The 26,087-nt window shown below is 63.1% G+C and carries 25 protein-coding genes; 14 read left to right on the top strand and 11 right to left on the bottom strand.

Annotated elements, in window-relative coordinates; genetic code table 11:
• Nucleotides 1-75: 75 nt before the first annotated feature.
• From ugpB to MU516_RS10920, 6 genes are all read left to right on the top strand, one after another.
• Nucleotides 76-1,389 (top strand): sn-glycerol-3-phosphate ABC transporter substrate-binding protein UgpB, encoded by a 1,314-nt coding sequence (gene ugpB / locus MU516_RS10945; RefSeq protein WP_260277251.1) that lies wholly within the window; start codon nucleotides 76-78, stop codon nucleotides 1,387-1,389.
• Between the two features lie 59 nt (nucleotides 1,390-1,448).
• Nucleotides 1,449-2,327, top strand: coding sequence for a sn-glycerol-3-phosphate ABC transporter permease UgpA (ugpA, locus tag MU516_RS10940; RefSeq protein ID WP_209056575.1), 879 nt, complete (start codon nucleotides 1,449-1,451; stop codon nucleotides 2,325-2,327).
• On the top strand, nucleotides 2,327-3,175 hold the full coding sequence (ugpE, locus tag MU516_RS10935; RefSeq protein ID WP_260277250.1) for a sn-glycerol-3-phosphate ABC transporter permease UgpE: 849 nt from the start codon (nucleotides 2,327-2,329) through the stop codon (nucleotides 3,173-3,175). The genes ugpA and ugpE overlap by 1 nt, the downstream gene beginning before the upstream one ends.
• Nucleotide 3,176: 1 nt before the next feature.
• Nucleotides 3,177-4,184, top strand: coding sequence for a sn-glycerol-3-phosphate import ATP-binding protein UgpC (locus MU516_RS10930; protein ID WP_260277249.1), 1,008 nt, complete (start codon nucleotides 3,177-3,179; stop codon nucleotides 4,182-4,184).
• 89 nt (nucleotides 4,185-4,273) lie between these two features.
• Nucleotides 4,274-5,374: a M4 family metallopeptidase gene (locus tag MU516_RS10925; RefSeq protein WP_260277248.1), complete on the top strand. Its 1,101-nt coding sequence runs from the start codon at nucleotides 4,274-4,276 to the stop codon at nucleotides 5,372-5,374.
• A 126-nt stretch (nucleotides 5,375-5,500) separates the two neighbouring features.
• Nucleotides 5,501-5,788 (top strand): protealysin inhibitor emfourin, encoded by a 288-nt coding sequence (locus MU516_RS10920; RefSeq protein WP_260277247.1) that lies wholly within the window; start codon nucleotides 5,501-5,503, stop codon nucleotides 5,786-5,788.
• A 51-nt stretch (nucleotides 5,789-5,839) separates the two neighbouring features.
• Here MU516_RS10920 and MU516_RS10915 read toward each other — a convergent pair whose 3' ends face one another.
• The gene (locus tag MU516_RS10915) at nucleotides 5,840-6,967 is read right to left on the bottom strand and encodes an alpha-D-ribose 1-methylphosphonate 5-triphosphate diphosphatase (RefSeq protein WP_260277246.1); all 1,128 of its coding nucleotides are present in this window, start codon (nucleotides 6,965-6,967) and stop codon (nucleotides 5,840-5,842) included.
• 41 nt (nucleotides 6,968-7,008) lie between these two features.
• Between MU516_RS10915 and MU516_RS10910 the strand changes: the two genes are divergently transcribed.
• The 3 genes from MU516_RS10910 to MU516_RS10900 all read left to right on the top strand — a co-directional run bounded on the left by MU516_RS10910 (nucleotide 7,009) and on the right by MU516_RS10900 (nucleotide 10,211).
• Entirely contained in the window at nucleotides 7,009-7,701 is a 693-nt protein-coding gene (locus tag MU516_RS10910) for a DUF1045 domain-containing protein (protein ID WP_260277245.1), read from the top strand.
• Between the two features lie 178 nt (nucleotides 7,702-7,879).
• Complete coding sequence (locus MU516_RS10905) at nucleotides 7,880-9,112, top strand: aromatic ring-hydroxylating oxygenase subunit alpha (protein ID WP_260277244.1); 1,233 nt, start codon at nucleotides 7,880-7,882, stop codon at nucleotides 9,110-9,112.
• Nucleotides 9,113-9,119: 7 nt separating this feature from the next.
• Nucleotides 9,120-10,211 carry an FAD-binding oxidoreductase gene (locus MU516_RS10900; RefSeq protein WP_260277243.1) on the top strand — a complete coding sequence of 364 codons (1,092 nt, stop codon included), beginning with the start codon at nucleotides 9,120-9,122 and terminating at the stop codon, nucleotides 10,209-10,211.
• Between the two features lie 6 nt (nucleotides 10,212-10,217).
• Here the strand turns inward: MU516_RS10900 and murD are convergent, their stop codons facing one another.
• From murD to MU516_RS10850, 10 genes are all read right to left on the bottom strand, one after another.
• Nucleotides 10,218-11,621 (bottom strand): UDP-N-acetylmuramoyl-L-alanine--D-glutamate ligase, encoded by a 1,404-nt coding sequence (murD, locus tag MU516_RS10895; RefSeq protein ID WP_260277242.1) that lies wholly within the window; start codon nucleotides 11,619-11,621, stop codon nucleotides 10,218-10,220.
• Nucleotides 11,618-11,938: a hypothetical protein gene (locus MU516_RS10890; RefSeq protein ID WP_260277241.1), complete on the bottom strand. Its 321-nt coding sequence runs from the start codon at nucleotides 11,936-11,938 to the stop codon at nucleotides 11,618-11,620. Before MU516_RS10890 ends, murD begins: the two co-directional genes overlap by 4 nt.
• 25 nt (nucleotides 11,939-11,963) lie before the next feature.
• Complete coding sequence (mraY, locus tag MU516_RS10885; protein ID WP_260277240.1) at nucleotides 11,964-13,046, bottom strand: phospho-N-acetylmuramoyl-pentapeptide-transferase; 1,083 nt, start codon at nucleotides 13,044-13,046, stop codon at nucleotides 11,964-11,966.
• A complete protein-coding gene (locus MU516_RS10880) occupies nucleotides 13,031-14,416 on the bottom strand; it encodes a UDP-N-acetylmuramoyl-tripeptide--D-alanyl-D-alanine ligase (protein ID WP_260277239.1) in 1,386 nt (461 codons plus the stop codon). Before MU516_RS10880 ends, mraY begins: the two co-directional genes overlap by 16 nt.
• Nucleotides 14,413-15,912, bottom strand: a complete 1,500-nt coding sequence (locus MU516_RS10875; protein ID WP_260277238.1) for a UDP-N-acetylmuramoyl-L-alanyl-D-glutamate--2,6-diaminopimelate ligase — start codon at nucleotides 15,910-15,912, stop codon at nucleotides 14,413-14,415. The genes MU516_RS10880 and MU516_RS10875 overlap by 4 nt, the downstream gene beginning before the upstream one ends.
• Nucleotides 15,909-17,741 carry a peptidoglycan D,D-transpeptidase FtsI family protein gene (locus MU516_RS10870; protein WP_260277237.1) on the bottom strand — a complete coding sequence of 611 codons (1,833 nt, stop codon included), beginning with the start codon at nucleotides 17,739-17,741 and terminating at the stop codon, nucleotides 15,909-15,911. Before MU516_RS10870 ends, MU516_RS10875 begins: the two co-directional genes overlap by 4 nt.
• Nucleotides 17,738-18,079: a cell division protein FtsL gene (gene ftsL, locus MU516_RS10865; protein WP_260277236.1), complete on the bottom strand. Its 342-nt coding sequence runs from the start codon at nucleotides 18,077-18,079 to the stop codon at nucleotides 17,738-17,740. The genes MU516_RS10870 and ftsL overlap by 4 nt, the downstream gene beginning before the upstream one ends.
• Nucleotides 18,079-19,047 carry a 16S rRNA (cytosine(1402)-N(4))-methyltransferase RsmH gene (rsmH, locus tag MU516_RS10860; RefSeq protein ID WP_260277235.1) on the bottom strand — a complete coding sequence of 323 codons (969 nt, stop codon included), beginning with the start codon at nucleotides 19,045-19,047 and terminating at the stop codon, nucleotides 18,079-18,081. Before rsmH ends, ftsL begins: the two co-directional genes overlap by 1 nt.
• Nucleotides 19,048-19,050: 3 nt before the next feature.
• Nucleotides 19,051-19,569: a division/cell wall cluster transcriptional repressor MraZ gene (locus tag MU516_RS10855; protein ID WP_260277234.1), complete on the bottom strand. Its 519-nt coding sequence runs from the start codon at nucleotides 19,567-19,569 to the stop codon at nucleotides 19,051-19,053.
• Nucleotides 19,570-20,199: 630 nt separating this feature from the next.
• Nucleotides 20,200-21,291 (bottom strand): Mrp/NBP35 family ATP-binding protein, encoded by a 1,092-nt coding sequence (locus MU516_RS10850; RefSeq protein ID WP_260277233.1) that lies wholly within the window; start codon nucleotides 21,289-21,291, stop codon nucleotides 20,200-20,202.
• Nucleotides 21,292-21,631: 340 nt separating this feature from the next.
• Between MU516_RS10850 and MU516_RS10845 the strand changes: the two genes are divergently transcribed.
• The 5 genes from MU516_RS10845 to MU516_RS10825 all read left to right on the top strand — a co-directional run bounded on the left by MU516_RS10845 (nucleotide 21,632) and on the right by MU516_RS10825 (nucleotide 26,084).
• On the top strand, nucleotides 21,632-21,856 hold the full coding sequence (locus MU516_RS10845) for a DUF1127 domain-containing protein (protein ID WP_247740323.1): 225 nt from the start codon (nucleotides 21,632-21,634) through the stop codon (nucleotides 21,854-21,856).
• 545 nt (nucleotides 21,857-22,401) lie between these two features.
• On the top strand, nucleotides 22,402-23,181 hold the full coding sequence (gene rlmJ / locus MU516_RS10840; protein ID WP_260277232.1) for a 23S rRNA (adenine(2030)-N(6))-methyltransferase RlmJ: 780 nt from the start codon (nucleotides 22,402-22,404) through the stop codon (nucleotides 23,179-23,181).
• Nucleotides 23,182-23,250: 69 nt separating this feature from the next.
• The gene (locus MU516_RS10835; protein ID WP_260277231.1) at nucleotides 23,251-23,544 is read left to right on the top strand and encodes an FtsB family cell division protein; all 294 of its coding nucleotides are present in this window, start codon (nucleotides 23,251-23,253) and stop codon (nucleotides 23,542-23,544) included.
• Nucleotides 23,545-23,652: 108 nt separating this feature from the next.
• A complete protein-coding gene (gene pdhA, locus MU516_RS10830) occupies nucleotides 23,653-24,687 on the top strand; it encodes a pyruvate dehydrogenase (acetyl-transferring) E1 component subunit alpha (protein ID WP_209056594.1) in 1,035 nt (344 codons plus the stop codon).
• Between the two features lie 14 nt (nucleotides 24,688-24,701).
• Nucleotides 24,702-26,084, top strand: coding sequence for a pyruvate dehydrogenase complex E1 component subunit beta (locus tag MU516_RS10825; protein ID WP_260277230.1), 1,383 nt, complete (start codon nucleotides 24,702-24,704; stop codon nucleotides 26,082-26,084).
• The last annotated feature ends 3 nt before the right edge of the window (nucleotides 26,085-26,087 follow it).

Here is a 26,087-nt window from a genome sequence, read left to right as displayed (position 1 = left end):
CACAATAACGTTGCGCTTCCGTCACGCACGCCCGCTAGGCCGACCGGGAAACGCAACTCCAATGGGAGGAAGATCATGTCCAAACTATTCACCGTGTCGGCGGTGGCGCTGATCGCGTCGCTGTCCGCCGCGCAGGCCAAGACCGATGTCCAGTGGTGGCACGCCATGGGTGGCGAACTTGGTGCCAAGCTGGAAGAAATCGTCAAGGGCTTCAACGAAAGCCAGGACGAATACAACGTCGTTCCGTCCTACAAAGGCACCTATCCCGAAACGATGACGGCCGCGATCGCCGCCTTCCGCGCCAAGGAACAGCCTGCGATCGTTCAGGTCTTCGAGGTCGGCACCGGCACCATGATGGCGGCCGAAGGTGCGATCATCCCGGTCTATCAGCTGATGCAGGATCAGGGTGCGAATTTCGATCCGAACGCCTTCCTTCCGGCCGTGGTCGGCTATTACACCGACACCGACGGCAACATGCTGTCGATGCCGTTCAACAGCTCGACCCCGATCCTGTATTACAACAAGTCGGTCTTCGAGAAGGCCGGCCTTGATCCCGAGCAGCCGCCCAAGACCTGGGCCGAGATGGAAGAATTCTCGAAGAAGATCATGGAATCGGACGCCGCAAGCTGTGGCTTCACCACCGGCTGGGTCAGCTGGATCCAGACCGAGAATTTCAGCGCCTGGCACAACCAACCGATCGGCACCGAACAGAACGGCTTCGGCGGACCCGAGGCGCGGTTGACCATGAACGGTCCCGCTCAGGTCAAGCACTGGGGCAACCTGAAAAAATGGGCCGACGAGGGTATTTTCAAGTATGGCGGCCCGGTGGGCGGCGACAACGCACCCCCGATGTTCTACTCGCAGGAATGCGCGATGATCATGAACAGTTCGGCCAGCCGGGCGGGTGTAATCGCGAACGCCAAGGACTTCGACCTGGGCTTCGGCATGCTGCCCTATTATGACGATATCGAAGGCGCACCGCAGAACTCTATCATTGGTGGCGCGACGCTGTGGGTCCTGTCGGGACGTCCCGACGAAGAATATGCCGGTGCCGCGAAGTTCTTCGAATACCTGTCTTCGCCCGAAGTTCAGGCTGACTGGGCGTCCTTCTCGGGTTATCTGCCGATCACCGAGGCCGCTGGCGAAGAGATGGCCGGTTTCTTCGAGGAAAATCCGGGTGCGGACACCGGACTGCGCCAGATCACCCTGAACGAGCCCACCGAGAACTCCAAGGGTCTGCGCTTTGGCAACTATGTCCAGATCCGCGGCATCATCGATGAGGAATTCGAACAGATGCTGTCGGGCGACAAGGACGCGCAGGGGGCGCTGGACGGCGTGGTCGAGCGTGGCAACAAGCTGCTGGAAGATTTCCAGGCACAAAGCCAGTAAACGCGAACCGGGGTCGCCATCCAAGGCGGCCCCCTTCCCCTGTTCGGACCGGATTTTCGATGAAGCGAACGATTTTCAGCAATCAGTTGCTGCCCTGGCTTCTGCTGGCCCCGCAGCTTGCCATCACCTTCATCTTCTTTCTGTGGCCCGCCGGTCAGGCCATCAAGCAAAGCTTCCTGCGCGAGGATGCATTCGGCATCAATTCAAGCTTCGTGGGCCTGGCGAATTTCACGGCATTGCTGGACAGCCCCGAATACCTGAACTCATTGAAGGTTACGGCCGTCTTCGCGATTTCGGTCACGGTCGTGTCGATGGGCGTCGCATTGCTGCTGGCGGTCGCCGTGGACCGGATGCTGAAATCTTCGCGGACCTATACCACGCTACTGGTCTGGCCATATGCCGTCGCACCCGCCGTGGCCGGCATCCTTTGGTGGTTCATCTTCAACCCGACAGTGGGCGTGATGCCCTATGTGCTGGAGGTGATCGGCTATGACTGGAACCATATCAGTTCCAAGACCGACGCGATGATCCTTGTCGTGATCGCCAGCGCCTGGAAGCAGATCAGCTATAATTTTCTGTTCTTCGTCGCGGGACTGCAGGCGATCCCCGCATCAATGCGCGAGGCGGCGGCCATCGACGGCGCGGGTCCGGTCCGACGCTTCTTCGACATCACCTTCCCGCTGCTGTCGCCAACCACCTTCTTCCTGCTGGTCGTCAATATCGTCTATTCGATGTTCGAGACCTTTGCCGTGATCGACGCGACGACCGAGGGTGGACCCGCACAGGCCACTAACATCATGGTCTACAAGGTCTATTTCGACGGCTTCATCGGCCAGAATCTGGGCAGTTCGGCAGCCCAATCGGTAATCCTGATGCTGATCGTCATCAGCCTGACCGTGATTCAGTTCCGCTGGGTCGAGAAGAAGGTGGAATACTGATGATCGAGAACCGCCCCGGCCTGAACGCACTGGCGCATCTGGTGCTGATCCTTGGCGTCGTCGTCGTCGCGCTGCCCGTCTGGGTGGCCTTTGTCGCCTCGACCCACGGCCCGACCGATTTCATGTCGGGCACGGTGCCGATGTGGCCCGGCCCGCATCTGGTCGAAAACTATGCGAAGATGCTGGACACCGGCCTTTCCACCAGCGGCACGCCGCCGGTCGGCTGGATGATGTTCAACAGCCTCGTGATGGCGCTGTCGATCGCCCTGGGAAAGATTGCGATCTCGATCCTGTCGGCATTCGCGATCGTCTATTTCCGCTTTCCGCTGCGCGGGCTGGCGTTCTGGTGCATCTTCGTGACGCTGATGCTGCCGGTCGAGGTGCGGATCGTGCCGACCTTTCAGGTCGTGGCCGGGCTGGGATTGCTGAACAGCTATGCCGGCCTGTCGATCCCGCTGATCGCATCGGCCACAGCGACCTTCCTGTTCCGGCAGGTCTTCCTGACCATGCCAGATGAACTGGTCGAGGCCGCGCGCATCGACGGTGCGGGACCGATGAAATTCTTCCGCGACATCCTGCTGCCCCTGTCGCGAACCAATATGGCGGCCCTGTTCGTCATCCTGTTCATCTATGGCTGGAACCAGTATCTGTGGCCTCTGCTGGTCACGACCAGCAGCGACTATTACACCATCGTCGCGGGTATCAAGCGGCTGGCGGATGTCGTGGACGGCCTGCCCCAATGGCACCTGGTCATGGCGACGGCCGTGCTGGCGATGTTGCCGCCCGTGGCGGTGGTCATCTTCATGCAGAAGCTGTTCGTCAAAGGTCTTGTCGAGACGGAGAAATAACGTGGCATCGATCACCCTGGACAATCTCGGCAAGGTCTACCCCGGCGGCACCCGCGCCGTGGGCGACGTGAACATGCAGATCGCTGATGGCGAGTTCATCGTGTTGGTCGGCCCTTCGGGCTGCGGCAAGTCGACCCTGCTGCGGATGGTCGCCGGGCTGGAAAGCATTACAGAGGGCGAGGTCCGCATCGGTGACCGCGTCGTCAACACTGTTGAACCGGCCGACCGCGACATCGCGATGGTATTTCAGAACTATGCGCTTTATCCGCATATGTCGGTGCGTCAGAACCTGGCCTATGGCCTGAAAAATCGCGGCACATCAAAGGCAGAGATAACCCGCCGGGTCGATGAGGCCGCCGAGATCCTGCAGATAGGGCAGTTCCTTGACCGCAAGCCCCGCGCCCTGTCGGGCGGGCAGCGCCAGCGCGTCGCGATGGGCCGCGCCATCGTCCGAGAGCCTGCTGCGTTCCTGTTCGACGAACCTCTGTCGAATCTCGACGCCAAGCTGCGGGTGGCGATGCGGCTGGAAATCAAGGAACTGCAACGACGCCTGCGCACGACGTCGCTGTATGTGACGCATGACCAGCTTGAGGCGATGACCCTGGCTGACCGGCTGGTGGTGCTGAATGGTGGACAGGTCGAACAAATCGGCACGCCATTGGAGGTCTATCGCAACCCGGCATCGACCTTCGTGGCCGGGTTCATCGGCAGCCCCGCGATGAACCTGATCCCGTCGCGCGCCGTGCCGCACCTGCCCGGCAGCGCCCATGCCGGGATCATCGGCATCCGCCCCGAGGATCTTGCCGTTGACCCTGATGGGCCGATCGAAATGCAGGTCCGCGCGGTCGAGGAGCTGGGCGCGCAGCGGCTGGTCCACGGCCATACCAACGGCGCCGACCTGACGATCACACTAGGCTCGCACGCCGATCTGCATGACACGTTGCGCCTGTCCGCGCAGCCCGAGGCGTTGCACCGCTTCGACGAGAAGACTGGAAAACGGCTAGCGTGAACACAGCGCACATCAACGCATATGTTCCCCATTTGTTCCGAACGTGAATCATGTTAACCTCGAGTCCCTGAGACAAAAGGATTCGAGGCATGTGTATTTCGGTCTGCCCCGGCGGCACGCATCATCCGATCCAGTGCATCGTGCCGCCACATATGCTGCGCGTGATCGCCCTGCGCGGCGATGAGCGCACTGCCGAAATGGCGCGCAGCCTGCTGAAACAGAACCAGAAGCTGCGCCAAGAGCGCGAGGATCACCCCCATCCCTGCAATCAGGGCGATGAGGCGCCGGCGGCCATTGCAGGGGGCGGGAACACCAGGGCCGGTTCCACATTCACACCGGACCGGCGCGTTCATGACGGACAGCAGAAAGCAGCCCTGCCCGGCAAGCTGCTGCGCGGGGAAGGCGATTCTCCCAGCGACAACGCCGACGTGGACCTGATGTACGACGCGATGGGCGAGGTGTTTTCCCTTTATGCCGATCAGTTCGATCGGAACTCTCTGGATGGTAGCGGGCTTGCCCTGATCGCGACGGTCAATCACCGGCGCAACTACAACAACGCCTTCTGGAACGGCGATCAGATGGCATTCGGAAATGGCGACGGCCAGTTGTTCCGGACATTCATGGATCTGTCCGTCATCGCCCACGAGATGACCCACGGCGTGATCCAGTATTCCGGCGGGCTGGTATATCAGGACCAGTCCGGGGCCCTGAACGAAAGCATCGCCGATGTCTTTGCCGCGATCACCCAGCAACGCCAGCTCGGGCAGGCGGCGCATGAAGCGGACTGGATCATCGGCAGCGAATTGCTGGGCCCAGCGATCAAGGGTGTCGGATTGCGCAGCATGAAGGCGCCCGGCACTGCCTACAGCGACGATCTTCTTGGGCAGGATCCGCAACCGTTCCACATGGATAACTTCCTGTCCACCAGCGATGACAACGGCGGCGTGCATATCAATTCTGGGATCCCGAACCATGCCTTCTATCTGTTCTGCATGTTGCTCGGCGGCAATTCCTGGGAAAAGCCGGGTCAGATCTGGTATCGGGCCTTGCAGGAACTGAACAATCCGATGGCCAGTTTCGCCGAATGGTCGGACCAGACCGTGGCCGCCGCGATCGAACTTTACGGCACCGGCAGCCCCGAAGCGCTGTTGCTGCGACGAGCCTGGAAATTGGTCGGCCTGCCGACCTGACGGCAACGCCCGGCCCTACGGCGGGGCGCAAACCACCCTGTCCTTTCAGCGATCTTGCCCGATGGCAGGTTCGGCCCTATCTTTTGTGCAATGAGTAGCGCAACCTTGGCGGCCGGATGCTTTGCCATGATCATTGAAATCTCGTCCAGCGGCGGATTCGGCGGAATCCCTGCCGCTGCCATGCACAAGCGTATCGATGTGGACCAGCAGGCACCATCGCTGCGCCAAGAGATATGTGACGCGTTCGAACCGCGCGATCTGCGCCAGCTTGCCGCGCGGTCGGGAAATTCGCGTGGCGCCGATCGGATGGTGTACCGGATCACGGTGACCGACCGCCAGGACGGTCCGCATGTTTACGATATCCGCGAAGACCAGTTGCCCGCCGAAATTCTCGACCTCATCGACCAGATGTAGTCCGCGTTGGACGGGCCGCGAGCCTTGCCGGTGCCGTTCGTGGACGCAGGATCACGCGACCCGAGCGCCCTCGACCCATGTTTCGCGCAAGATCGCAGCACCCTGATGCTGTCTGAATCGGATCAGATCGGCCCGCAGTCCGGGGGCCAGCCGCCCCCTATCCGCCAGACCTGCGGCCTCCGCAGGGGTCGAGGTGATGGTCGCCATGCCACGCGGCAGATCATCCCATAGCTGTGCAAGGAACAGCCCCGACGCAAGCAGCGCTGCGGGCACATAGTCGGAACTGACAATATCCAGAAGATCGGCCTTGGCCAATGCGGCGGCGTTGACATTGCCGGAATGCGAGCCGCCCCGGACCAGGTTCGGGCCACCCATAATGATGCGGATGCCGTTGTCACGACAGGCGCGCGCAGCCTCGGGTGTGGTTGGAAACTCGGCCAGCCGAACACCGCGGGCAGCGGACTGGGCGACATGATCAAGTGTGGTGTCGTCATGGCTGGCGATCACCGCCCCGACGGCTTCCGCGAATTCGAAGGCGGCGGCCTCGTTCCTGTCGCCAAACTGCGCCCGCAACGCGGTCAGGCGGCGGTCATAGTCATGAACTTCTTCCGCGGTCATCCCCGAACGTGCCGCGATGAACTTCCGGGCCATCGCCACATCGCGCAACTGCCGCTGGCCCGGTGTGTGATCCATCACGCTGACCAGCCGCACACGGTCACCGGGGCCGAATTCGGCCAGTTCTTCGACCAGGGTCTCACTGCAGATTTCGGCACGCAGATGCAGATGATGGCTGATCCGAAGCAGACCTGCCGTCCGGATCGCCTCGACTTCGCGGCTCAGCGCCCTTGCATAGGAGCCATAGTTCGGCCGCCATCGGATCGAACCCACGCGCATCGCGTCGAAGACCGTGGTGATTCCGGTGGCCGCCAGTTCCGCGTCATGGGCAAGGATCGCCTGCGGATGCGGCCAGTCCACCTGGGGGCGTGGGCGCAGATGCTGCTCGAGATTGTCGGTGTGCAACTCGACCAGACCCGCCGAGACGAAATCGCCCTGCATGTCCTGTCCGGTTGCGGCGCCGTCGCCGATTTCCGCAATGCGCCCGTCGCGCATCACGATATGGCCATTCACCACCCGATCAGGCAGGATCAGCCGCGCATTCGTCAGGACCGTTTCCGTCATGACACATGGCTGAGACGAAACGAGGTGAAGGTCAAGCACGCATGAACAATTGGCGCCGTTACGCGATCTACTATACTGCCCCCGGTCCTTTGGGCGAATTCGGGGCGGCATGGCTGGGATGGGATATCGAAGCCGGCAGTGTCGCCGCAAGACTCGGTCAGCACCGCAAACTGCCGCCGCGCATCGACGCACTGACCCGGACGCCGCGGCGCTATGGGTTTCACGCCACGCTGAAGCCACCCTTCCGGCTGCATGATGACAGCAGCGAGGACCGGCTTCTGGATGATCTGCGCGACTTCGCGGCAAGCCAACCTGTAATCCTGCTTGCCGGCGGCCTGCGCATCGCATCGCTGGACGGCTTTCCGGCGCTGATTCCCGGCGGACCCAGTCAGGCTGTTCAGGATCTGGCTGCGCGGGTGGTTCAGGTCCTGGACCGCCACCGCGCGCCCCTGTCGCCAGAAGAGCGCGCGCGCCGCGTCCCAGAACGGCTGACCCAGGCGCAGCGTGATCTGCTGGATCGCTGGGGCTATCCTTGGGTGCTGGATCAATTCAGGTTTCACATGACGCTCGGCTGCCGCCTGCCGGACGATGAGGTCCGGGCCGTGATCGACGCGCTGACGCCGCATCTTGAACCGCTTCTGCCGGATCCCCACCCGATCGACGCGCTAACGCTGGCGGGCGAAGACGCGGACGGCCATTTTCACCAGATCGCCCGCATCGCCTTGCGCGTCTGATCCGGAATTCACCTGCCATATGGCTGTTGCGGGAAATACGCGCCGCCGGATTTTCGGCGGCGCCGGATCGCCCATGTCTGAATCCGATTCCGTCATGTCGCAAATCAGCCGTTGCGCGCGCATCACAGGTTTAGTTTGGATGGAATTCGAAACCAGCGCCATCCAAGGCAGGTGCGTCATGACACAGCCCAGCTCTACCGCCGATCTGATCGCAATGCGTCAGCCCGGCTTCTCGCTGCCCCGCGATCTGTATTGCGGCCAGCAGGCCCTTTCCGACGATCTGGAACAGATCTGGTACCGTGAGTGGATCTTTGCGATCCCGTCTTGCGAAATTCCGAAGACCGGCAATTTCGCGACACTGCAACTGGGCCAGTATCCGGTCATCATCGTGCGCGGCGCCGATGGGCGCATCCGGGCCTTCCACAATGTCTGCCGGCATCGCGGCCAGCGGCTTTGCGCCAAAGCCGGGGGAAGCAGCCCCAAGCTGGTCTGTCCCTATCATCAGTGGACCTATGATCTTGACGGCAAGCTGCTGTATGCGCGCGACATGGGCGAAGGCTTCGATGCGTCGAAATACGGCCTGAAGCCGGTCCACTGCATCGACATCAAGGGCATGGTTTTCGTGTGCGTTGCCAAGGTGCCGCCTGCGATCAACGAGCTGGCCCAGAACCTGATGCGTTATGTCGCACCCAGCGGGCTGGAAGACGCCAAGGTCGCCTTCAGCCAGACCATCATCGAGAAGGGCAACTGGAAGCTGGTGATGGAGAATAACCGCGAGTGCTATCACTGCGGCGGCTCTCATCCGTCCCTGTGCCGGACCTATTCCGACGATCCGCTGATGACGGTGATGGAGGGACCGAACTCGGCCAGCAGCGAGATCCTGCAGCACTGGGACCGCTGCGATGCCGCCAACCTGCCCGCACGCTTTGTCAACGCGCCGGACATGCAATGGCGGATGGCCCGTGTACCGCTGATGGACAACGCCGAAAGCTTTACCATGTCCACGAAGGCCGCGGTCGCTCAGCGCATGGGCACGATCCCGTGGAACGATGCGGGCAGCATGATGTTCTATCACTTCCCGTCCAGCTGGAATCACTTCCTGCCGGATCACGCGATCGTCTTCCGCATCGTTCCGATCAGCCCCATGGAAACCGAGGTCACGACCAAGTGGCTGGTCCACAAGGATGCGGTCGAGGGCAGGGATTACGATCTTCAGAAGCTGACCGAGGTCTGGATCAACACCAACGACGAAGATCGTCAGGTTGTCGAGGAGAACCAGGCCGGAATTCTGTCGCCCGCCTATGAACCTGGCCCCTATTCGGCAACTCAGGAAGCCGGAGTGATCCATCTGGTCGACTGGTATTGTGGCATCATGTCCAGCCGCCTGGGACTGAAAACCGCTGCCGAGTGAGACCTAGATGAAAAAGCCGCGCCTCAACTGGGCCGTCGAGCCATGGGAAGATTCCGAACTGCTGGAATGCACCCAGATCGTGCCCGAGACCGCCGATACATGGACCTTTACCTTCCGGTCGCCGACAGGGGCGTGGTTCGACTATGAACCGGGACAGTTCATCACGCTGGATCTGCCAGTCGATCCCGCCAAGGGTCCGGCCGGCAATATCCAGCGGACCTATACGATGTCATCCTCGCCATCGCGTCCCATGTCGATCTCGGTCACGGCCAAGGCCGGTCCGAATTCGGTGGCGACGCGATGGATGATGGCCAACCTGAAACCCGGCATGAAGATCCGTGCCTACGGCCCTGCCGGGATCTTCAGCCTTAACCGCCATCCGGCGAAGAAGTATCTTTTCATCTCGGCCGGCTCGGGGATCACCCCGATGCTGTCGATGTCCACCTGGCTGTGGGACAGCGGCATCAAGCCTGACGTTGTCTTCATTCATGCCGCACGCCGCCCATCAGACGTGATCTGCCACGATCGGCTGGAACATATGGCAAGCCGGTCATCGGGGTTGCAGCTGCACCTGACGGTCGAGGAGAACGACGAATTCCGGTCCTGGAACGGCTATCGCGGGCGCCTGAACCAGCTGATGCTGGGCCTGATGGCCCCGGACTATCTGGAACGAGAGGTGTTCTGCTGCGGTCCCGAACCGTTCATGCAGGCGGTCCGCGAGATGCTGATCTCGCTTGGCTACGACATGGATCACTATCATCAGGAGAGCTTTGGCGCGGCGGTCGAGACCGAAGCCCAGGCGCCTGTGCTGGACGATGTCGTGCCCGACGAGGATGCCGGGGCAGAGCTTCTGTTCGCATCCTCCGGCGTCAGCGCCCGCTGCGCGGAAACCGATACGGTGCTGGCGGTCGCCAAGCGGGCCGGGCTCAACATTCCGTCCGGCTGCACCTTCGGTCTGTGTGGCACCTGCAAGGTCAGGAAACTGTCCGGTGAAGTTCACATGGTGCACAATGGCGGCATCAGCGACGACGACATCGCCGAAGGCTATATCCTTGCCTGCTGCTCGAACCCGATGGGCAAGGTCGAAATCGACATCTGACCGGCGTCAGTCCGCCCTCAATGCCTCGACAAGCGCGGTGAAATGTTCGCCGCGCTTTTCGAAATTGGGATACTGGTCGAAGCTGGCCGCGGCGGGCGCCAGCAATACGGTCTCGCCGGGCTGCGCCTCGGCTGCCGCCAGCGCAACAGCCTGTTCCATCGTCTCGACGATTTCATGCGGCGTCTGACCGATCTCCAGTGCAAAGTCGCGCGCCGAATGTCCGATCAGATAGGCCTTGGCAACGTGGCCCAGATGGGGTTGCAGCGCCGCGATGCCACCGTCCTTTCCCAGGCCTCCCGCGATCCAGCGGATGCCGTCGAAGGCTTGCAGCGCCTTGGCCGCGGCATCGACATTGGTGGCCTTGGAGTCGTTGACATAGCGGACACCCGCGATTTCGGCGACAAGCTGGCTGCGATGCGGCAGTCCGGCAAAGCTGTGAAACGCCGCCTCGATCTGGCGGGGCGCCAGCCCCACCGCACGGCAGGCGGCATAAGCGGCACAGGCGTTCTGGTGGTTATGTGCGCCGGGCAGTCCCTTGATCTGGCGCAAATCGATCGATCCGGCCTGCCGCCCCTTGCGATACTCGGCCAGAAACCCCTTGCGTGCAAAGACCGACCACGCAGCGCGGTCCAGCTTTTGCCCTGCCGAGATGCGGATCACCCGGTCGTCGGCCGGACCCATCTGCATCTGACCTGCCAGATACAATCCCTCCGCTTCATCGACGCCGATCACGGCGCGGTCGGGGCCACCCTCGGCGAACAGCCTGCGCTTGGCGGCGAAATAGCCGCCAAGTCCCGCGTGGCGGTCCAGATGGTCGGGCGAAAGGTTTGTGAAGACCGCGACATCCGGCGTCAGCGCACGCGCCAGATCCGTCTGATAGCTGGACAGTTCCAGCACCACCACCTCGCCGTCGATGGCAGGCTCCAGCGACAGGACGCCGGTGCCGATATTGCCGCCCATCTGTGTCGGACGACCCGCTTCGCTGAGGACGTGATGGATCAGCGCCGTGGTGGTGGACTTGCCATTCGATCCGGTCACGGCGATCACGCGCGGTGCACGGTCGAACCCATCCCAATCGGGCGTCGCGTAGCTGCGAAAGAACAGCCCGATATCGTTGTCGACCGGCACCCCCAGCGCATATGCCTTGGCGATGACGGGATGCGGTTTGGGATACAGATGCGGAATGCCGGGCGAGGCGATCAGCGCGGTGACGCCGTGCCACGATTCGTCGCGGGTGAGATCAACGATCCGCAACCCGTCGGCCTGTGCCGCCTCGCGCGTGTCGTTGCCATCATCCCAGGCGATCACATGTGCGCCGCCCGCCGCCAGAGCGGCCGCGGTGGCCTTGCCCGATCGGCCAAGGCCGAGCACGGCGATGGTCTGGTCCTCGACGCCTTCGACAGGGATCATGGGCTTACCTGCAGTCTGGCGATCTTGTGGATACCCATCCACATGAGCGGGCCAATAAAACCGAAAAAATACACCACGAGCACGTCATAGATGGATTCGCGTTCTGGCTTCATACCTGCGTCGGAATGGGCGTCCAGTATCATACCCATGAAAATAACAACCGCAGCGCACCTGAACACCCACGCCAGATTTGATCCATCTATGGACATCAGCACAAACGACGGTATCACAACGACTAGCTCTGACAGATAGATAAAGAAAATCACGGCTGCGTAGGCCGACAAGAAGCGCGCCAGTGCTCTAACTAGATGAGTCACGAACCTTACGGCATTTGGCATTACTTTATCTCAGCTTCAGCGTGGCAAGCCCGATCAGCGCAAGGATCAGCGAGATGATCCAGAACCGGATGACGATCTGCGGTTCCTTCCAGCCCAGCTTTTCGAAGTGATGATGGATCGGCGCCATCAGGAACACACGCTTGCCGGTCCGCTTGAAGTACAGCACCTGGATGATGACGCTGAGCGCCTCGACCACGAACAGGCCGCCGACGATCGCCAGCACGATTTCGTGTTTGGTGACCACGGCGATGGCACCCAGTGCACCACCCAGGGCAAGGCTGCCTGTATCGCCCATGAAGACCGCCGCAGGTGGGGCGTTGTACCACAAGAAGCCAAGCCCGCCGCCGATCAGCGCGGCGACGAAAATCAGGATCTCGCCGGTTCCGGGCACATGGTGGACGCCAAGATATTCAGTGAAATCGACGCGACCGACGGTATAGGCGATAACCCCAAGCGTCGCGGCCGCGATCATCACCGGCATAATCGCCAGCCCGTCAAGGCCATCGGTCAGGTTCACCGCGTTGGCGGCGCCGACGATCACCAGCATGCCGAAGGGAATGAAGAACAGGCCCAGATTGATCAGCGCGTCCTTGAAGACAGGCAATGCCAGCTGTCCGGTCAGATCGCCCGGATGCAGCCACATCGCCCAGGCAGAGGCGACAAATGCCAGCGCAAGCCCCAGCGCCATGCGGACCCGCCCCGGCACGCCCTTGGTGTTCATCTTGCTGACCTTGGCGTAATCGTCTGCAAAACCGATCGCGGCGTAACCCGCCGTCACCGTCAGCACGACCCAGACATAGCCGTTATCCAGACGCGCCCAGAGCAGGGTCGAGACGAACAGCGCCGACAGGATCAAAAGCCCACCCATCGTCGGCGTGCCGGCCTTGATCAGATGGCCCTCGGGGCCGTCATCGCGAATGGGCTGCCCCTTCTTCTGCGTTCTCCGCAGATAGTTGATCAGTGGTCGCCCGAAGATGAACCCGAAGATCAGCGCCGTGAAGAACGCCGCGCCCGCGCGAAAGGTGATGTATCGAAACAGGTTGAAGAGGTCGCCCCCTTCGGAAAAACTGCTCAGCCAATAGAGCATTCGTCATCCTCTTGCTTGAGGGTTTTGCGCAGCGCATCGACCACGACAGAGATTTTCGAGGATTTCGAGCCCTTGACCAGAACGATGTCGCCCGGGGCGACCAGGGTGGCCGCATCCTTGGCAAGCTGAGAGGCGGTTTCCGCCCACAGGCCGCGCTTGGCGTCGGGCAGCGCGTCATGAAGATGTCTCATCCGGGGACCGGCGGTGTGGATCAAATCGACGGACGCGATCGACGCGTCGTCGGCGACGGCGCGATGCAGGGACATCTCATCCTCGCCCAGCTCCAGCATGTCACCCAGAATGGCGACGCGACGTCCGCCATCAAGGCCAGCCAGCGTCGCCAGGCCCGCCGACAGCGAGGCAGGGTTCGCGTTGAACGCGTCGTCGATCAGGCGAATGCCGGCCAGTTCCTCGACCGCGCCGCGACCGCGCGGAGGCAACCAGTCGCCAAGGCTCTTGCCGCATCGCCGCAGATCGGCACCGGCCGCCGACAGCGCCGCCAGCATGCCGACCGCATTCAGGACAAAATGCGTTCCGCTGGTCTGCAGCACGAAATCCACCGTCTCACCGGCGATCCTTGCGCGGCATGACAGCGTGCCTTCATGCGGCTTTGCCTGCAGCAGACGGGCCATGCCGTCGCGCCCGAAGCCGATGACGATCGCGCCGGCCGCGTCGGCGCAATCACGCAGGATCGGCGTGACGGGCAGATCCTCGGGCAGAATCGCCGTTCCCGGCGGCTCAAGCCCCTGGAAGATCGCGCCTTTTTCACGGGCGATCCCCTCGATGGCGCCGAACGCCTCGAGATGCGCGGCAGCGACGGTCGTGATCAGCGCAACATGCGGGCGTGCCATGCGCGACAGCGGCGCAATCTCGCCCGGATGGCTCATCCCGATCTCGATGATAGCGAAATCCGTGTCTTCGGGCATCCGCGCAAGCGTCAGCGGCACGCCCCAGTGGTTGTTGTAGCTGGCCTCGGCCGCGTGAATGCGCCCCTGCCCGGACAGCGCGACGCGGCCCATGTCCTTGGTCGATGTCTTTCCGACCGACCCGGTGATCGCGATGACCCGCCCTGTCATCCGCGCCCGCCCCGCGCGGCCCAGATCCTGCAGGGCGGACAGCACATCCGGAACCACCAGCAGCGGCGCATCTGCGGGTACGTCATCAGGGATGCGACTGACCAGCGCAGCCGCAGCCCCTTTGGACAGCGCCTGCGCGACAAAGTCATGGCCGTCGCGCACATCCTTCAGGGCGACGAACATGTCCCCCGTCTGAATGGTCCGTGTATCGATCGATACGCCAGAAGCGGTCCAGTCGCCCTGGGCCTTTCCGCCGGTGGCAATGGCGGCGTCTTCTGCGGTCCACAAGCTCATATCCGGCCATCCAGCGCCGCGACAGCGACCGAGGCCTGTTCGGCATCGTCGAATGGATAGACGTCATGGCCGACGATCTGTCCGGTCTCGTGACCCTTGCCACAGATCAGCAGGGCGTCACCGGGCTGCAAGGCATCGACGCCGCGCAGGATCGCCTCGGCCCGGTCGCCGATTTCGGTGGCCTCGGATCCGGCTCCGGCCATGACGGCGGCACGGATAGTGGCAGGATCCTCGGTGCGCGGGTTGTCGTCGGTCACGATGACCACATCAGCGTGGTCCCGCGCCGCCTGCCCCATCAAAGGACGCTTGCCCCTGTCGCGGTCGCCGCCCGCGCCGATGACGCAGACGATCCGTCCCATCACATGAGGCCGCAGCGATTGCAGCGCCGCGATCACCGCGCCAGGCTTGTGGGCGTAATCGACGAAAACGGCCGCGCCGTTATCGCGTTGCGCGACCAGCTGCATTCGGCCACGCACGGTCTGCAGTTCGGGAAGCGATCGCAGAACCCCATCGGCAGGATCACCGCATGCCAGGACCAGCCCCATGGCTGCCAGAACATTCTCGGCCTGGAAGCCACCGATCAAGGGCAGGCGCACCATATGCGGCTGCCCCATCACGGAAAACCGCAGATCCTGTCCAGTCGCATCATAGCGTTGGCCAAGGATCCGCAGGATCGCATTTTCGGCCCGACCGACCGAGGTCACAGCAAGCCGCCGATCGGCGGCGATATCGGCCATCTGGCGGCCACGGGCGTCATCGACATTGATGACAGCCGCGTCACCTTCTTCGAGAATGTGATTGAACAGCAGTGCCTTGGCCGCAAAATATTCGTCGAAGCCCGCGTGATAATCCAGATGATCCTGGCTGAAATTTGTGAACGCGCCCGCTTCGACCCGCACACCGTCAAGACGACGCTGATCCAGACCGTGGCTGGACGCCTCCATCGCGGCGTGGGTCACGCCAGCCTCGGCGGCTTCGGCGAGAACGCGATGCAGGGTGACGGGTTCGGGCGTCGTGTGCGCCAGTTTGGCCTCGTAATCGCCTTGCACCCCCATGGTGCCAAGGCTGATCGACCGGTGGCCGATGGATTGCCAGATCTGCCGGGTAAAGCTGGCAACCGAGGTCTTGCCCGATGTGCCGGTGACCGCGACCACGTGATCGGGTTGCGCCTCGAACCACAGCGCCGCCGCACCTGCCAAGGCGGCGCGTGGATCCTCGGCCACGACAAGGGCGCCATCCCAACCCGACAACGCATCGGCGGCCATCCGGGCACCGGCGCGATCGGTCAGGACCGCGGCAGCGTCCATGCGCAGGGCATAGGACACGAACTCGGCTCCGTGGATCGCAGAACCCGGCATGGCGGCGAACAGATGGCCCGGCTTGACGGTGCGGCTGTCGGTCGAGATCCCGGTGATCGTCGGGTCGCGCCCGTCCCTTGCCCGCAGCCCCAGCTGCGACAGCGTCTTCGTGGCGTGCCTCACCCTGTCACCCGTCATTTGTTCGAGACGAGCTTTATCCCATCGCCCGGCGAAGGTTCAACACGCGGCTGGAACCGCGCTGCGACGATAGGCAGCTTTTCGTCGGTTCTGGCCTTCAGCCCAACCAACGGTGCAAGACGCCGCACAAGTTCGGCAGCGACCGGCACCGCGGTCATGCCGGCGGTGCGGCTTTCGCCACCGCCTGCGGTCGCGACCGATGGCTCGTCCAGCGTCACGATCATTACGTATTCCGGATCGCTGGCCGGAAACACCGAGGCAAAGGTCGCGACCACCTTGTTCTTGTAATACCCGCCCGATGGGCGCGGCTTGTCGGCGGTGCCTGTCTTGCCCGCGATCTCGTATCCCTCGACCTCGGCCTGTCTGGCGGTCCCGCGCGTGACGACCTGCCGCAACATGCCGACGGCCAGTTCGGCGGCACGGGGCGACAGAACCTGCTCGCCTTCCGGCCGCTGCCGGCCATGAACCAGTGTAGGCGTCACCCGGCGCCCGTCATTTGCGATGGTCGCATAGGCGGCGGCGAGATGCAGCGGGCTGGCTGCAAGACCATGGCCGAACGACACGGTGGCCGAGGTGACCGCAGGCCAGCGCCGGGGCACCAGCGGTTGGCCGGTCGGCGCCTCGACCATCTCGATCGCGGTCGGTTCGAACAGGCCCAGCTTTACCAGGAAATCCTTCTGCCGTTCGACGCCCAGCATCTGCGCGATGCGCACCGTTCCGACGTTGGACGATTTAACGATGACATCCGTCGCGCTGAGCTGCTTGCCGTAGTTGTGAAAGTCATGGATCAGATACTTGCCGATCTTCATCGGACTGGACGAGTTGATGCCCGAGTTCGGGTTGATCAGCTTCAGATCCATTGCCTGGGCGACCGGGAAGATCTTGAACGTCGAACCCAGCTCGTATTGGCCCTGCACGGCGCGATTGAAAAGCGGGCTGTCTGACGGATCGCCCTTCAACAGCGGTCGCGGCCTTTCGTTGGGGTTGAAGTCCGGCAGGCTGGCCATGGCCACGATCTCGCCGGTCTTGACCTCCATCAGGATACCGGCGGCGCCCTTGGCGCTCATCAGCTTCATGCCGGAATTCAGCACCTCTTCCATCGCCGACTGAACGGTCAGGTCGATCGACAGTGCCAATGGCGCACCGTCATGCGATGGATCGCGCAGCCAGTTGTCGAATGCCTTCTCGACCCCGGCGACGCCCAGCACCTCGGCGCTGCTGACGCCTTCGGCGCCGAAGCCTGAACCACCCAGAATATGGCTGGCAACGTGTCCGTTGGGATAAACGCGCATCTCGCGCGGGCCGAACAGCAGGCCAGGTTCACCGATATCGTGCACAGCCTGCATCTGCTCGGGACTGATCTTGCGCTTGATCCACATGAACTTGCGGCTGCCGGTAAAGTCCTTGGTCAGCCGCGCCTGGTCCAGGTCCGGAAACACCTTGGCCAGCGCCTTGGCGGCGCGGACCGGGTCGACCATCTGATGCGGATGCGCATACAAAGAATGCGTCAGCAGGTTGGTCGCAAGAACGCGACCGCGCCGATCGGTGATGTCGGCGCGCTGCGACATGATCTGCGCGGACAGAACCTGGCTGCGCGGCTCGCTGGGTTCGCTCGAGGCCAGCGCGCCCATTCGCACCCCGACCGTTCCAAACGCCAGAACGAAACATGCCGACATCAGCACCAGCCGGCCCTCGGCACGGCGGCGTGCTTTGTCCTGGATCGCCTCGTGCCGGATTCGGCGGTTCTCGGCCTCGATCTCGTCGGGGTTTTCACCACGGTCGCGGGCTCGAAGGATGCGGGCCAGCGGGCGCAAGGGTGTGCGGATCATGGCTTTTCCTCCTCGGGCGCGGTGCCCTCCGCGCTTTCGGGCGGCGCGGGGGGTTTGGGGTAATCAATATTGTCCAGATCAACGAACTGACCCGATTCGACGGGCACCAGCCGCAGACGTTCGAAATTCAGATCGACCAGTTCGCTCAGCCGTTCCGGTCGGTTCAAATAGGACCATTCTGCGCGCAGCACGCCCAGATCTTCACGCAGCCCGGCGATCTCGCGCTGGATCTGGCTCATCTGGCTGATGGCGGCCTGGGTCCGGTAGTTCTCGCGATAGGCCCAGAAGGCAAGACCCATGACCAGAAGCGTGACCGCAAGATAGGTCAAGGGACGCATCAGCCTGCCCCCTTCACGCGCAGTCGCGGCATCGCCAATGCACCCTCGTCGATCTCGCCCGCGGGCGCATCGGTGCGAACCGCGACCCGCAGCAGGGCGGACCGAGCCCGCGGATTGACCTGGGTCTCTTCGGGGTCCGCGCCGATAGCGCGACGAAACGGCAGCGTGAAGGCCGCCGGTTCGGTGTACGCGACCGGCGCATGGCGGCTGCCGCCGCCTGCGCTGTTCGACCGCGCCTGCATGAAACGCTTGACGATCCGGTCTTCCAGCGAATGGAAGCTGACCACGGCCAGCTTGCCGCCGGGTCTCAGCGCGCGTTCGGCGGCGGACAACCCTTCGACCAACTGCCGGAATTCGTCATTCACCCAGATCCGGATGGCCTGAAAACTGCGAGTCGCGGGATGGCTTTGCCCCGGTTTGGGGCGCGGCAGGCACGACGCCACGATCTCGGCCAACTGTTCGGTCCGGGTCAACGGCCGGGCGGCGACGATGGCGCGGGCGATCCGCCGTGAGGCGCGTTCCTCGCCATAGTGGAAAAGCACATCAGCGATCACCGCCTCGTCCGATTCGTTCAGCAGGTCGGCCGCCGACGGTCCGTCCCCGCCCATCCGCATGTCCAGCGGGCCGTCGCGCAGGAACGAGAAACCGCGCTCGGACTGGTCCAGCTGCATCGAACTGACCCCCAGATCCAGAACCACGCCGTCCAGCGCCTCGCCGGCCAGCTCGTCCAGGTTCGAAAACGTCCCTTCGACCAGCCGCAACCGGTCGCCGTAGTCGCCCGACCAGGCCTTCGCCATGGCGAAGACCGTCGAATCGCGGTCAACGCCGATCACCCGGTCCGCCCCGGCCTGCAACAGCCCACGCGCATAGCCGCCGGCACCGAAGGTGCCGTCCAGCCAGATGCCCGAAACGGGCTCGACCGCCCTGAGAAGCGGCTTCAGCAGGACCGGGATATGCGGATCGGCCATGGTTCAGCCCTCGTCCCCGGCCGATTGCGCGGCAAGGCTTCGCGGATCGAAGCCGGGACCCTTGGACGCGGCAAACTCCTCGACCTCGATGATATCCTTGGGCGGCGAATCGGGCAGATACATCTTCAGATAGTCGCCGCTGGCCGCGAAGGTGATCTCGGCGCCATTGTCGAAGCCCAACTTCTCGCGCAGTTTCTGAGGAAGCATCAGCCGGCCTTCGCGGTCGATTTCAAGATCGACCGATTGGGCATTCATCAGTTGTTCCAGCCAGCGCCGTTCGACACTGCCGCGCTGCATCTTGTCGATCTGCTGATCAATTTCTTCGATGGCATCTATGGTGTACAGTTCTAGCCAGTTCCACCAATCGGGCCCGTGAACGGCAACCAACTGCGCGCGCCCGGTATTCGAGGTGGCAAAGGCTGGATCGCATTGTTCGAAATGCTTGCGCATCCGGGCGGGAACCGACATGCGGCCCTTGCTGTCGACCTTGACGGTCTCGGTGCCCCTGAACTTGCGCGCCACCTTGGCCTGCCCTCACTGTCCCGCCTCTTCCGCCCGCCCGAAAGAGAAAGGCGGATCGGGCCGCTGCCACTGCCCGATCCGCCGCCCTCGTTCCCATTGACTGGGCCCCGTTTAGGGGTGCCCGCCCTGTCGCGCGCCACCTGGGGGAGGTGCTGCTCGCACGCGGGGGCGGTGCCTTTTTGGAAAACGGGTGCCTGTATGAAACCTGCTTCGCCTCGTGGGGTCTTGAGCGCCCCTTGCTGCCCGTTCTCGTGAGTAAGTTGTGACATGGGATTTCATGGGAAGCAATGGATTTCTTCGCCACACCTGAGCCACACATCTGCTGCGCACGCACAAAATCGGCAGCGACACATACCGCGCAAAGACTACTGACACCACTGATGGAGAAATATGAGCCAGAAATCGCTAGATATAGAGAGTGCCGGTGCGTGGCAGAAAAGTGGCGCGCTTTCCCAAAAAGTGCTCACCTCGGCCAGAACATACACGGACTTCGCTCATGATAAGCGTGAATCACAGAAAAAACAGCCGCGATCACGCCGAATCACGGACGTGGGAGGGGTTTCCCTGACAAGTGGAGCAAATTCCCAACGGTGACCAAGAACACGGCCGCTGGCGGCACGCGCCTGAATCTCAGGCGACGCCGCCTTGCACCATGCGCTCGGCCAGCCTTGCATATGCCTGTGCGGCCGGACCATCGCCCAACGCCACAGGCCGACCCGAATCGCCTGCCAGCCGCACATCAAGTTGCAGCGGCAGCTCACCCAGGAACGGCAGGCCAAGCGCCTGCGCCTCGGCCGCGACGCCACCATGGCCGAACAGATGCGCCTCGTGACCGCAGCTTGGGCAGACATAGGTGGACATATTCTCGATCAGGCCCAGAACCGGGGTCTTCAGCTTGTTGAACATGTCGATGGCGCGCCGCGCGTCCAGCAGCGCGACATCCTGCGGGGTCGATACGATCAATGCGCCGCTGACCGCCGCTTTCTGGCACAGCGACAACTGCACATCGCCAGTTCCCGGAGGCAGGTCGATGAGCAGGACATCCAGTTCGCCCCAGTTGACCTGTTGCAACAACTGCTGAAGCGCGCCCATCAGCATGGGGCCGCGCCAGACCACCGCCTCGCCTTCCTTCAGCATCAGGCCGATGGACATCATCGTGACGCCATGGGCATGCATCGGCTCTATCCGCTGACCATCCGGGCTGGCGGGACGGCCGGACACACCCAGCATCCGTGGCTGCGACGGGCCATATATATCTGCATCCAGGACCCCGACGCGGCGCCCGGCCTTGGCCAGCGCCACTGCAAGATTGGATGTCACGGTCGATTTCCCGACCCCGCCCTTTCCCGAACCGATGGCGATGATGTGGCGCACGCCGGGAACGGGCTGCGGACCGGCCTGCGCCGTGGGGTGCCGCCCGACCTTCAGGGATGGCGCCGCGCCCTCGCCCGAGGTTTTCGCCGGCTCGGGCCGCCCCGCGGGCGCGGTCATGACGATTCGCACGGTCTCGACACCTTCCAATGCCTGCAGCCGCCGCCGCGCCTCGGCCTCGACCGGGGCCAACGCACGCGCGGCGTCAGCGTCGGCCACCTCAAGCACGAATCGCACCGTGCCAGCCTCGACGGTCATGGCGCGCACGATATCGGTCTCTCCAAGGGTTTTTCCGTTCGGCAAGAGGATGTCAGAGATTTCCCCTAGGGCAACTTCGCGCGTCACAGTCATGTCATGAACCTGTTCCTGAGTGTCGCGGCCAGCATGAGCCATGGCCAGACAGACCACAACCACCCCTGCGACAACCTGTCGCCCGCACTGATAAGCGCTTTGGAATTCACGTGCTTTGCGGCTGCGGCGTGATCGCTAACAAACCAACCCTTCAGAGATTATGCCAAGAATTCATTGTTAACGCGGCTGTTACTCGACGGCCAGCCATGCGGTTGCTGCATGGCAGCATTCAGAAACCGGCCATTGTGCAGATGCAGCATTTGCCCCATCTTTGTCTCAACGAAAGCGCCGGGCCATCCGGGCCAAGCGCAAGACGATGAGACGCGAAAGGAAACTGGCAATGGCCGTTATCGCACATTCTCACAGCCCCGCCGCTGCATCCGGCCTGCGTGGCCGCCTGCTGGCAGCGATCCAGCAGATGCAGGAAAACCGTGCCCGCCGGGCGGTGTATCGGCAGACTGTCCGCGAACTGAACGCCCTGACGACCCGTGATCTTGACGATCTGGGCATCAGCCGTTCGATGATCACCCGCCTGGCGCATGAAGCCGCCTGGGGATCGAAATAAGAATTCGCTTTCCCGCCCCTCTCCTCCTCCCTGGGGCAGGGATTGGCGGCATCCTCCTCTCCTCCTCCCCCGGAGGATGCCGCCCGAAGATCGCGACGAAGCCCGCTCCTCCTCCCTCAGGGCTTCTCGTGCGGGCGGCGGCCCCTCTCTCCTCCTCCCGAGGGGTCGCCGCAAAAAACATAGCCGCCCCGATCTGCGGCACACCGATACGACGGCTCTCTCCTCCTCCCTCCCGAGCCTGTCGTTCGCGGCGAACGCCCACCTCCTCCCGGGCCTACGCCGCACCCCATAGCCGCCCTGTTCGCGGCAGCCGGATGCGGCGAACCCCCTCCTCCCGGGTTCGCTTCGCACGCGGTGCTTGCCCATCCTCCTCCCGGGCCATGCACCGCACCTCATACGCGGCCCTCCCTCCTCCCTGGGCCAGCGTTGAGCGGCGGCGCCCCTCCTCCTCCCTGGGCGCCGCCGCAATCCTTTCCCAAGACAGATCGACATCGGCGCGAAAACGCCCCCTTCCGGCAACGTTCGAACGGCGCTATGGCTGACCGATGCTCAGTTATCAGCACGCCTATCACGCCGGGAACATGGCCGATCTGCACAAGCATTCCCTGCTTGCTGTCGCGCTGGACTACATGACCCGGAAGGACAAGCCGATGTCCTATCTGGAAACCCATGCCGGACGAGGCCTGTATCGCCTTGACGGCGACGAGGCTCGCAAGACGGGCGAGGCGCAGATGGGCATCCTGCGTGCCGAAACCGAAGACTGGCTTCACCGCGACCACCCCCTTGGCAAGGCAATCAGCGCGATCCGCGCGACGCACGGCCCGTCCGCCTATCCCGGATCCCCGTTGATCGCCGCGCATTTCCTGCGCCCACAGGATCGCGCCCATCTGGCAGAACTGCACCCGGCCGAACACGCAGCGCTGGCCGAGACGGCAGGATTCGCAACGGTCCATCGCCAGGACGGGTTCCAGATGGCCCTGGCGATCTGCCCGCCGAGCCCCCGCCGGGGCATGCTGCTGATCGACCCCAGCTACGAGGTGAAGGCCGACTATGCGGCGGTCCCGCGCCAGATCGGCCAAATCGCGCGCAAATGGAACATCGGTGTCATCGCGCTGTGGTATCCGCTGCTGACAGACAGCCGGCACACCGGGATGCTGACGGAACTGACACAGACCTATCCGCATGCCCTGCGCAGCGAAGTTCGTTTCCCGCCCGCGCGCGCGGGCCATTCCATGGTCGGATCGGGAATGTGGGTGCTGAACGCGCCCTACGGATTGGCTGACGAGGCCGCCCGGCTTGAATCGCTGTTTCGACAACGTGCCTGAGCCTGCGGGGATTCCCCTGCCCCCCGCAGTGTGGCATGATCGTCAGAAATTCAGGTAATCGGCCCAAGCATGTCACAACGCCTCTCCATCAGCGCCACCATATTCTTCGTTCTGGCGCTGGCCCTTGGACTGTATTTTGCATTCGCTGCGGTTCAGGGACCGTCAGGCATCCTGCGCCGCATCCAGATCGAATCCGAAACGGCCGAGCTTGCGGTCGAGCGCGATCGACTGCGCACCGAAGTCGCACGCATGCAGAACCTGACCCGCCGGCTCTCGGATGAATATCTGGATCTGGACCTGCTGGACGAACGCGCGCGCGAGGTTCTGGGATACGCCCGCGCCGACGAGATCATCCTGCGCTAGCGCGTGCCCGCGCAAGCCCCGCTTAGCGCATTGCACCCCCCGATACGATGCGCTACGGATAGTTTAACGCTGAACTATTCCGACCAGGCATCCAGGAGGACACCAAGCATGGCCAGGAAACCCGCAGCCGCCAAGGATGCGCCCGCGAACATATCCAAGGACGATCTGCTGCAGTATTACCGCGACATGCTGCTGATCCGGCGTTTCGAGGAAAAGGCCGGCCAGCTTTACGGCATGGGCCTGATCGGTGGTTTCTGCCACCTCTATATCGGGCAAGAGGCAGTCGTCGTCGGGCTGGAAGCCGCGGCGAAGGAAGGTGACAAGCGCGTCACCAGCTATCGCGACCACGGACACATGCTGGCCTGCGGCATGGACCCAAAGGGCGTCATGGCAGAACTGACCGGCCGCGAGGGTGGCTATTCCAAGGGCAAGGGCGGCAGCATGCACATGTTCAGCCGCGAAAAGCACTTCTATGGCGGCCACGGCATCGTCGCCGCACAGGTGCCGCTGGGTGCCGGACTGGCGTTCGCCGACAAGTATCTGGGCAACGACAACGTCACGTTCACCTATTTCGGTGACGGCGCTGCCAACCAGGGTCAGGTCTACGAAACCTACAACATGGCCGAGCTGTGGGACCTGCCGGTCGTCTTCGTGATCGAGAACAACCAGTACGCGATGGGCACGTCGGTCAAGCGTTCGACCAAATCGACCAGCCTTTTCGGACGCGGCGCCGCCTTCGGGATCGAGGGCGAGCAGGTCGATGGCATGGACGTCTTGGCGGTGAAGGCGGCGGGTGAAAAGGCTGTCGCGCACTGCCGCGCGGGCAAGGGCCCCTATATCCTCGAAGTGATGACCTACCGGTACCGCGGCCATTCGATGTCCGACCCGGCCAAGTACCGGACTCGTGAAGAGGTCCAGAAGATGCGCGACGAACGCGACGCCATCGAACATGTGCGCGACCTGCTGCTGCAAGGCAGCCACGCAAGCGAGGACGAGTTGAAGGCCATCGACAAGGAGATCAAGGAGATCGTGAACGAGTCCGCCGAATTCGCCAAGGAAAGCCCGGAACCGGCCCTCGATGAGCTGTGGACCGACATCTATGCCGCAGACCTGCCCCAGGGCAGTGCCGAAGAAAACGCCTGAGGGAGGGACGAAGAATGGCAACCGAAATCCTGATGCCCGCCCTGTCGCCGACCATGGAGGAAGGCACGCTGGCGAAATGGCTGAAAAAGGAAGGCGACGAGGTCAAGTCCGGCGACATCCTGGCCGAGATCGAGACCGACAAGGCCACGATGGAATTCGAGGCGGTCGATGAAGGCATCCTTGGCAAGATCCTGATCCAGGAAGGCTCTGAGGGCGTGAAGGTGAATACGCCGATCGCCGTGATGATCGAGGAAGGCGAAAGCGCCGATGACATCGAGGCGTCGTCGTCCCCCGCATCCTCCGGCGACGCAGCCCCGGCCGAGACGAAGGCAGAGGCCACGCCCGCCGCATCCGCCGACGAAGCCCCGCAGACGCCGTCGGCGAATGCAAGCCCGGATTGGCCGGAAGACACCAAGATGAAATCCATGACCGTGCGCGAAGCATTGCGCGAAGCCATGGAAGAAGAAATGAGCCGCGACGAAACCGTCTTCCTGATGGGCGAAGAGGTCGGCGAATATCAGGGCGCCTACAAGATCAGCCAAGGCCTGCTGGACAAGTTCGGCCCCCGCCGCGTGGTCGACACGCCGATCAGCGAATACGGCTTCGCGGGCATCGGCACCGGCGCCGCACTGGCAGGGCTGCGTCCCATTGTCGAGTTCATGACCTTCAACTTCGCCATGCAGGCGATGGACCATATCATCAACTCGGCTGCCAAAACGCTGTATATGTCGGGCGGTCAGATGGGGTGCCCCATTGTCTTCCGCGGTCCCAACGGCGCCGCTGCACGCGTGGGCGCCCAGCACAGCCAGGATTACGCGGCTTGGTATGCGGCGATCCCCGGTCTGAAGGTGGTGATGCCCTATACCGCCGCCGACGCGAAGGGTCTGTTGAAACAGGCGATCCGCGATCCGAACCCGGTGATCTTCCTTGAGAACGAGATCCTTTATGGTCGCAGCTTCGAGGTTCCGGATCTTGAGGATTTCACCATTCCCTTCGGCAAGGCGCGGATCGCGCGGTCCGGCAAGGACGTGACCATCGTCAGCTTCGGCATCGGCATGGCGCATTCCCTCGAGGCGGCCGAAAAGCTTGCCGAAGAGGGCATCGAGGCCGAGGTGATCGACCTGCGCACGCTGCGTCCGATCGACTATGGCACGGTGATCGAGTCGGTGAAGAAGACCAATCGCCTTGTCACCGTCGAGGAAGGTTTCCCGGTCGGCGCGATCGGCAACCACATCTCGGCCTACGTGATGGAGAACGCCTTCGACTGGCTGGATGCCCCGGTGATCAACTGCACCGGCAAGGACGTGCCTATGCCGTATGCCGCCAATCTTGAAAAACACGCGCTGATCACGGCCCCCGAGGTCGTCGAGGCGGTGAAGAAAGTTACCTACAAGTAAGGG

The sequence above is a fragment of the Paracoccus maritimus genome (assembly GCF_025195095.1).
Taxonomy (GTDB): domain Bacteria; phylum Pseudomonadota; class Alphaproteobacteria; order Rhodobacterales; family Rhodobacteraceae; genus Paracoccus; species Paracoccus maritimus.
The sequence above is the reverse complement of the archived record's forward strand: the minus strand, read 5'-3'. Positions and strand labels throughout refer to the sequence as shown.

Coding starts and splice junctions, on each gene's coding strand:
- ugpB (WP_260277251.1), top strand. CDS start 76: ATGTCCAAACTATTCACCGTGTCGGCGGTGGCGCTGATCGCGTCGCTG.
- ugpA (WP_209056575.1), top strand. CDS start 1,449: ATGAAGCGAACGATTTTCAGCAATCAGTTGCTGCCCTGGCTTCTGCTG.
- ugpE (WP_260277250.1), top strand. CDS start 2,327: ATGATCGAGAACCGCCCCGGCCTGAACGCACTGGCGCATCTGGTGCTG.
- MU516_RS10925 (WP_260277248.1), top strand. CDS start 4,274: ATGTGTATTTCGGTCTGCCCCGGCGGCACGCATCATCCGATCCAGTGC.
- MU516_RS10920 (WP_260277247.1), top strand. CDS start 5,501: ATGATCATTGAAATCTCGTCCAGCGGCGGATTCGGCGGAATCCCTGCC.
- MU516_RS10915 (WP_260277246.1), bottom strand. CDS start 6,967: ATGACGGAAACGGTCCTGACGAATGCGCGGCTGATCCTGCCTGATCGG.
- MU516_RS10910 (WP_260277245.1), top strand. CDS start 7,009: ATGAACAATTGGCGCCGTTACGCGATCTACTATACTGCCCCCGGTCCT.
- MU516_RS10905 (WP_260277244.1), top strand. CDS start 7,880: ATGACACAGCCCAGCTCTACCGCCGATCTGATCGCAATGCGTCAGCCC.
- MU516_RS10900 (WP_260277243.1), top strand. CDS start 9,120: ATGAAAAAGCCGCGCCTCAACTGGGCCGTCGAGCCATGGGAAGATTCC.
- murD (WP_260277242.1), bottom strand. CDS start 11,621: ATGATCCCTGTCGAAGGCGTCGAGGACCAGACCATCGCCGTGCTCGGC.
- mraY (WP_260277240.1), bottom strand. CDS start 13,046: ATGCTCTATTGGCTGAGCAGTTTTTCCGAAGGGGGCGACCTCTTCAAC.
- MU516_RS10880 (WP_260277239.1), bottom strand. CDS start 14,416: ATGAGCTTGTGGACCGCAGAAGACGCCGCCATTGCCACCGGCGGAAAG.
- MU516_RS10875 (WP_260277238.1), bottom strand. CDS start 15,912: ATGACGGGTGACAGGGTGAGGCACGCCACGAAGACGCTGTCGCAGCTG.
- MU516_RS10870 (WP_260277237.1), bottom strand. CDS start 17,741: ATGATCCGCACACCCTTGCGCCCGCTGGCCCGCATCCTTCGAGCCCGC.
- ftsL (WP_260277236.1), bottom strand. CDS start 18,079: ATGCGTCCCTTGACCTATCTTGCGGTCACGCTTCTGGTCATGGGTCTT.
- rsmH (WP_260277235.1), bottom strand. CDS start 19,047: ATGGCCGATCCGCATATCCCGGTCCTGCTGAAGCCGCTTCTCAGGGCG.
- MU516_RS10850 (WP_260277233.1), bottom strand. CDS start 21,291: ATGACTGTGACGCGCGAAGTTGCCCTAGGGGAAATCTCTGACATCCTC.
- MU516_RS10845 (WP_247740323.1), top strand. CDS start 21,632: ATGGCCGTTATCGCACATTCTCACAGCCCCGCCGCTGCATCCGGCCTG.
- rlmJ (WP_260277232.1), top strand. CDS start 22,402: ATGCTCAGTTATCAGCACGCCTATCACGCCGGGAACATGGCCGATCTG.
- MU516_RS10835 (WP_260277231.1), top strand. CDS start 23,251: ATGTCACAACGCCTCTCCATCAGCGCCACCATATTCTTCGTTCTGGCG.
- pdhA (WP_209056594.1), top strand. CDS start 23,653: ATGGCCAGGAAACCCGCAGCCGCCAAGGATGCGCCCGCGAACATATCC.
- MU516_RS10825 (WP_260277230.1), top strand. CDS start 24,702: ATGGCAACCGAAATCCTGATGCCCGCCCTGTCGCCGACCATGGAGGAA.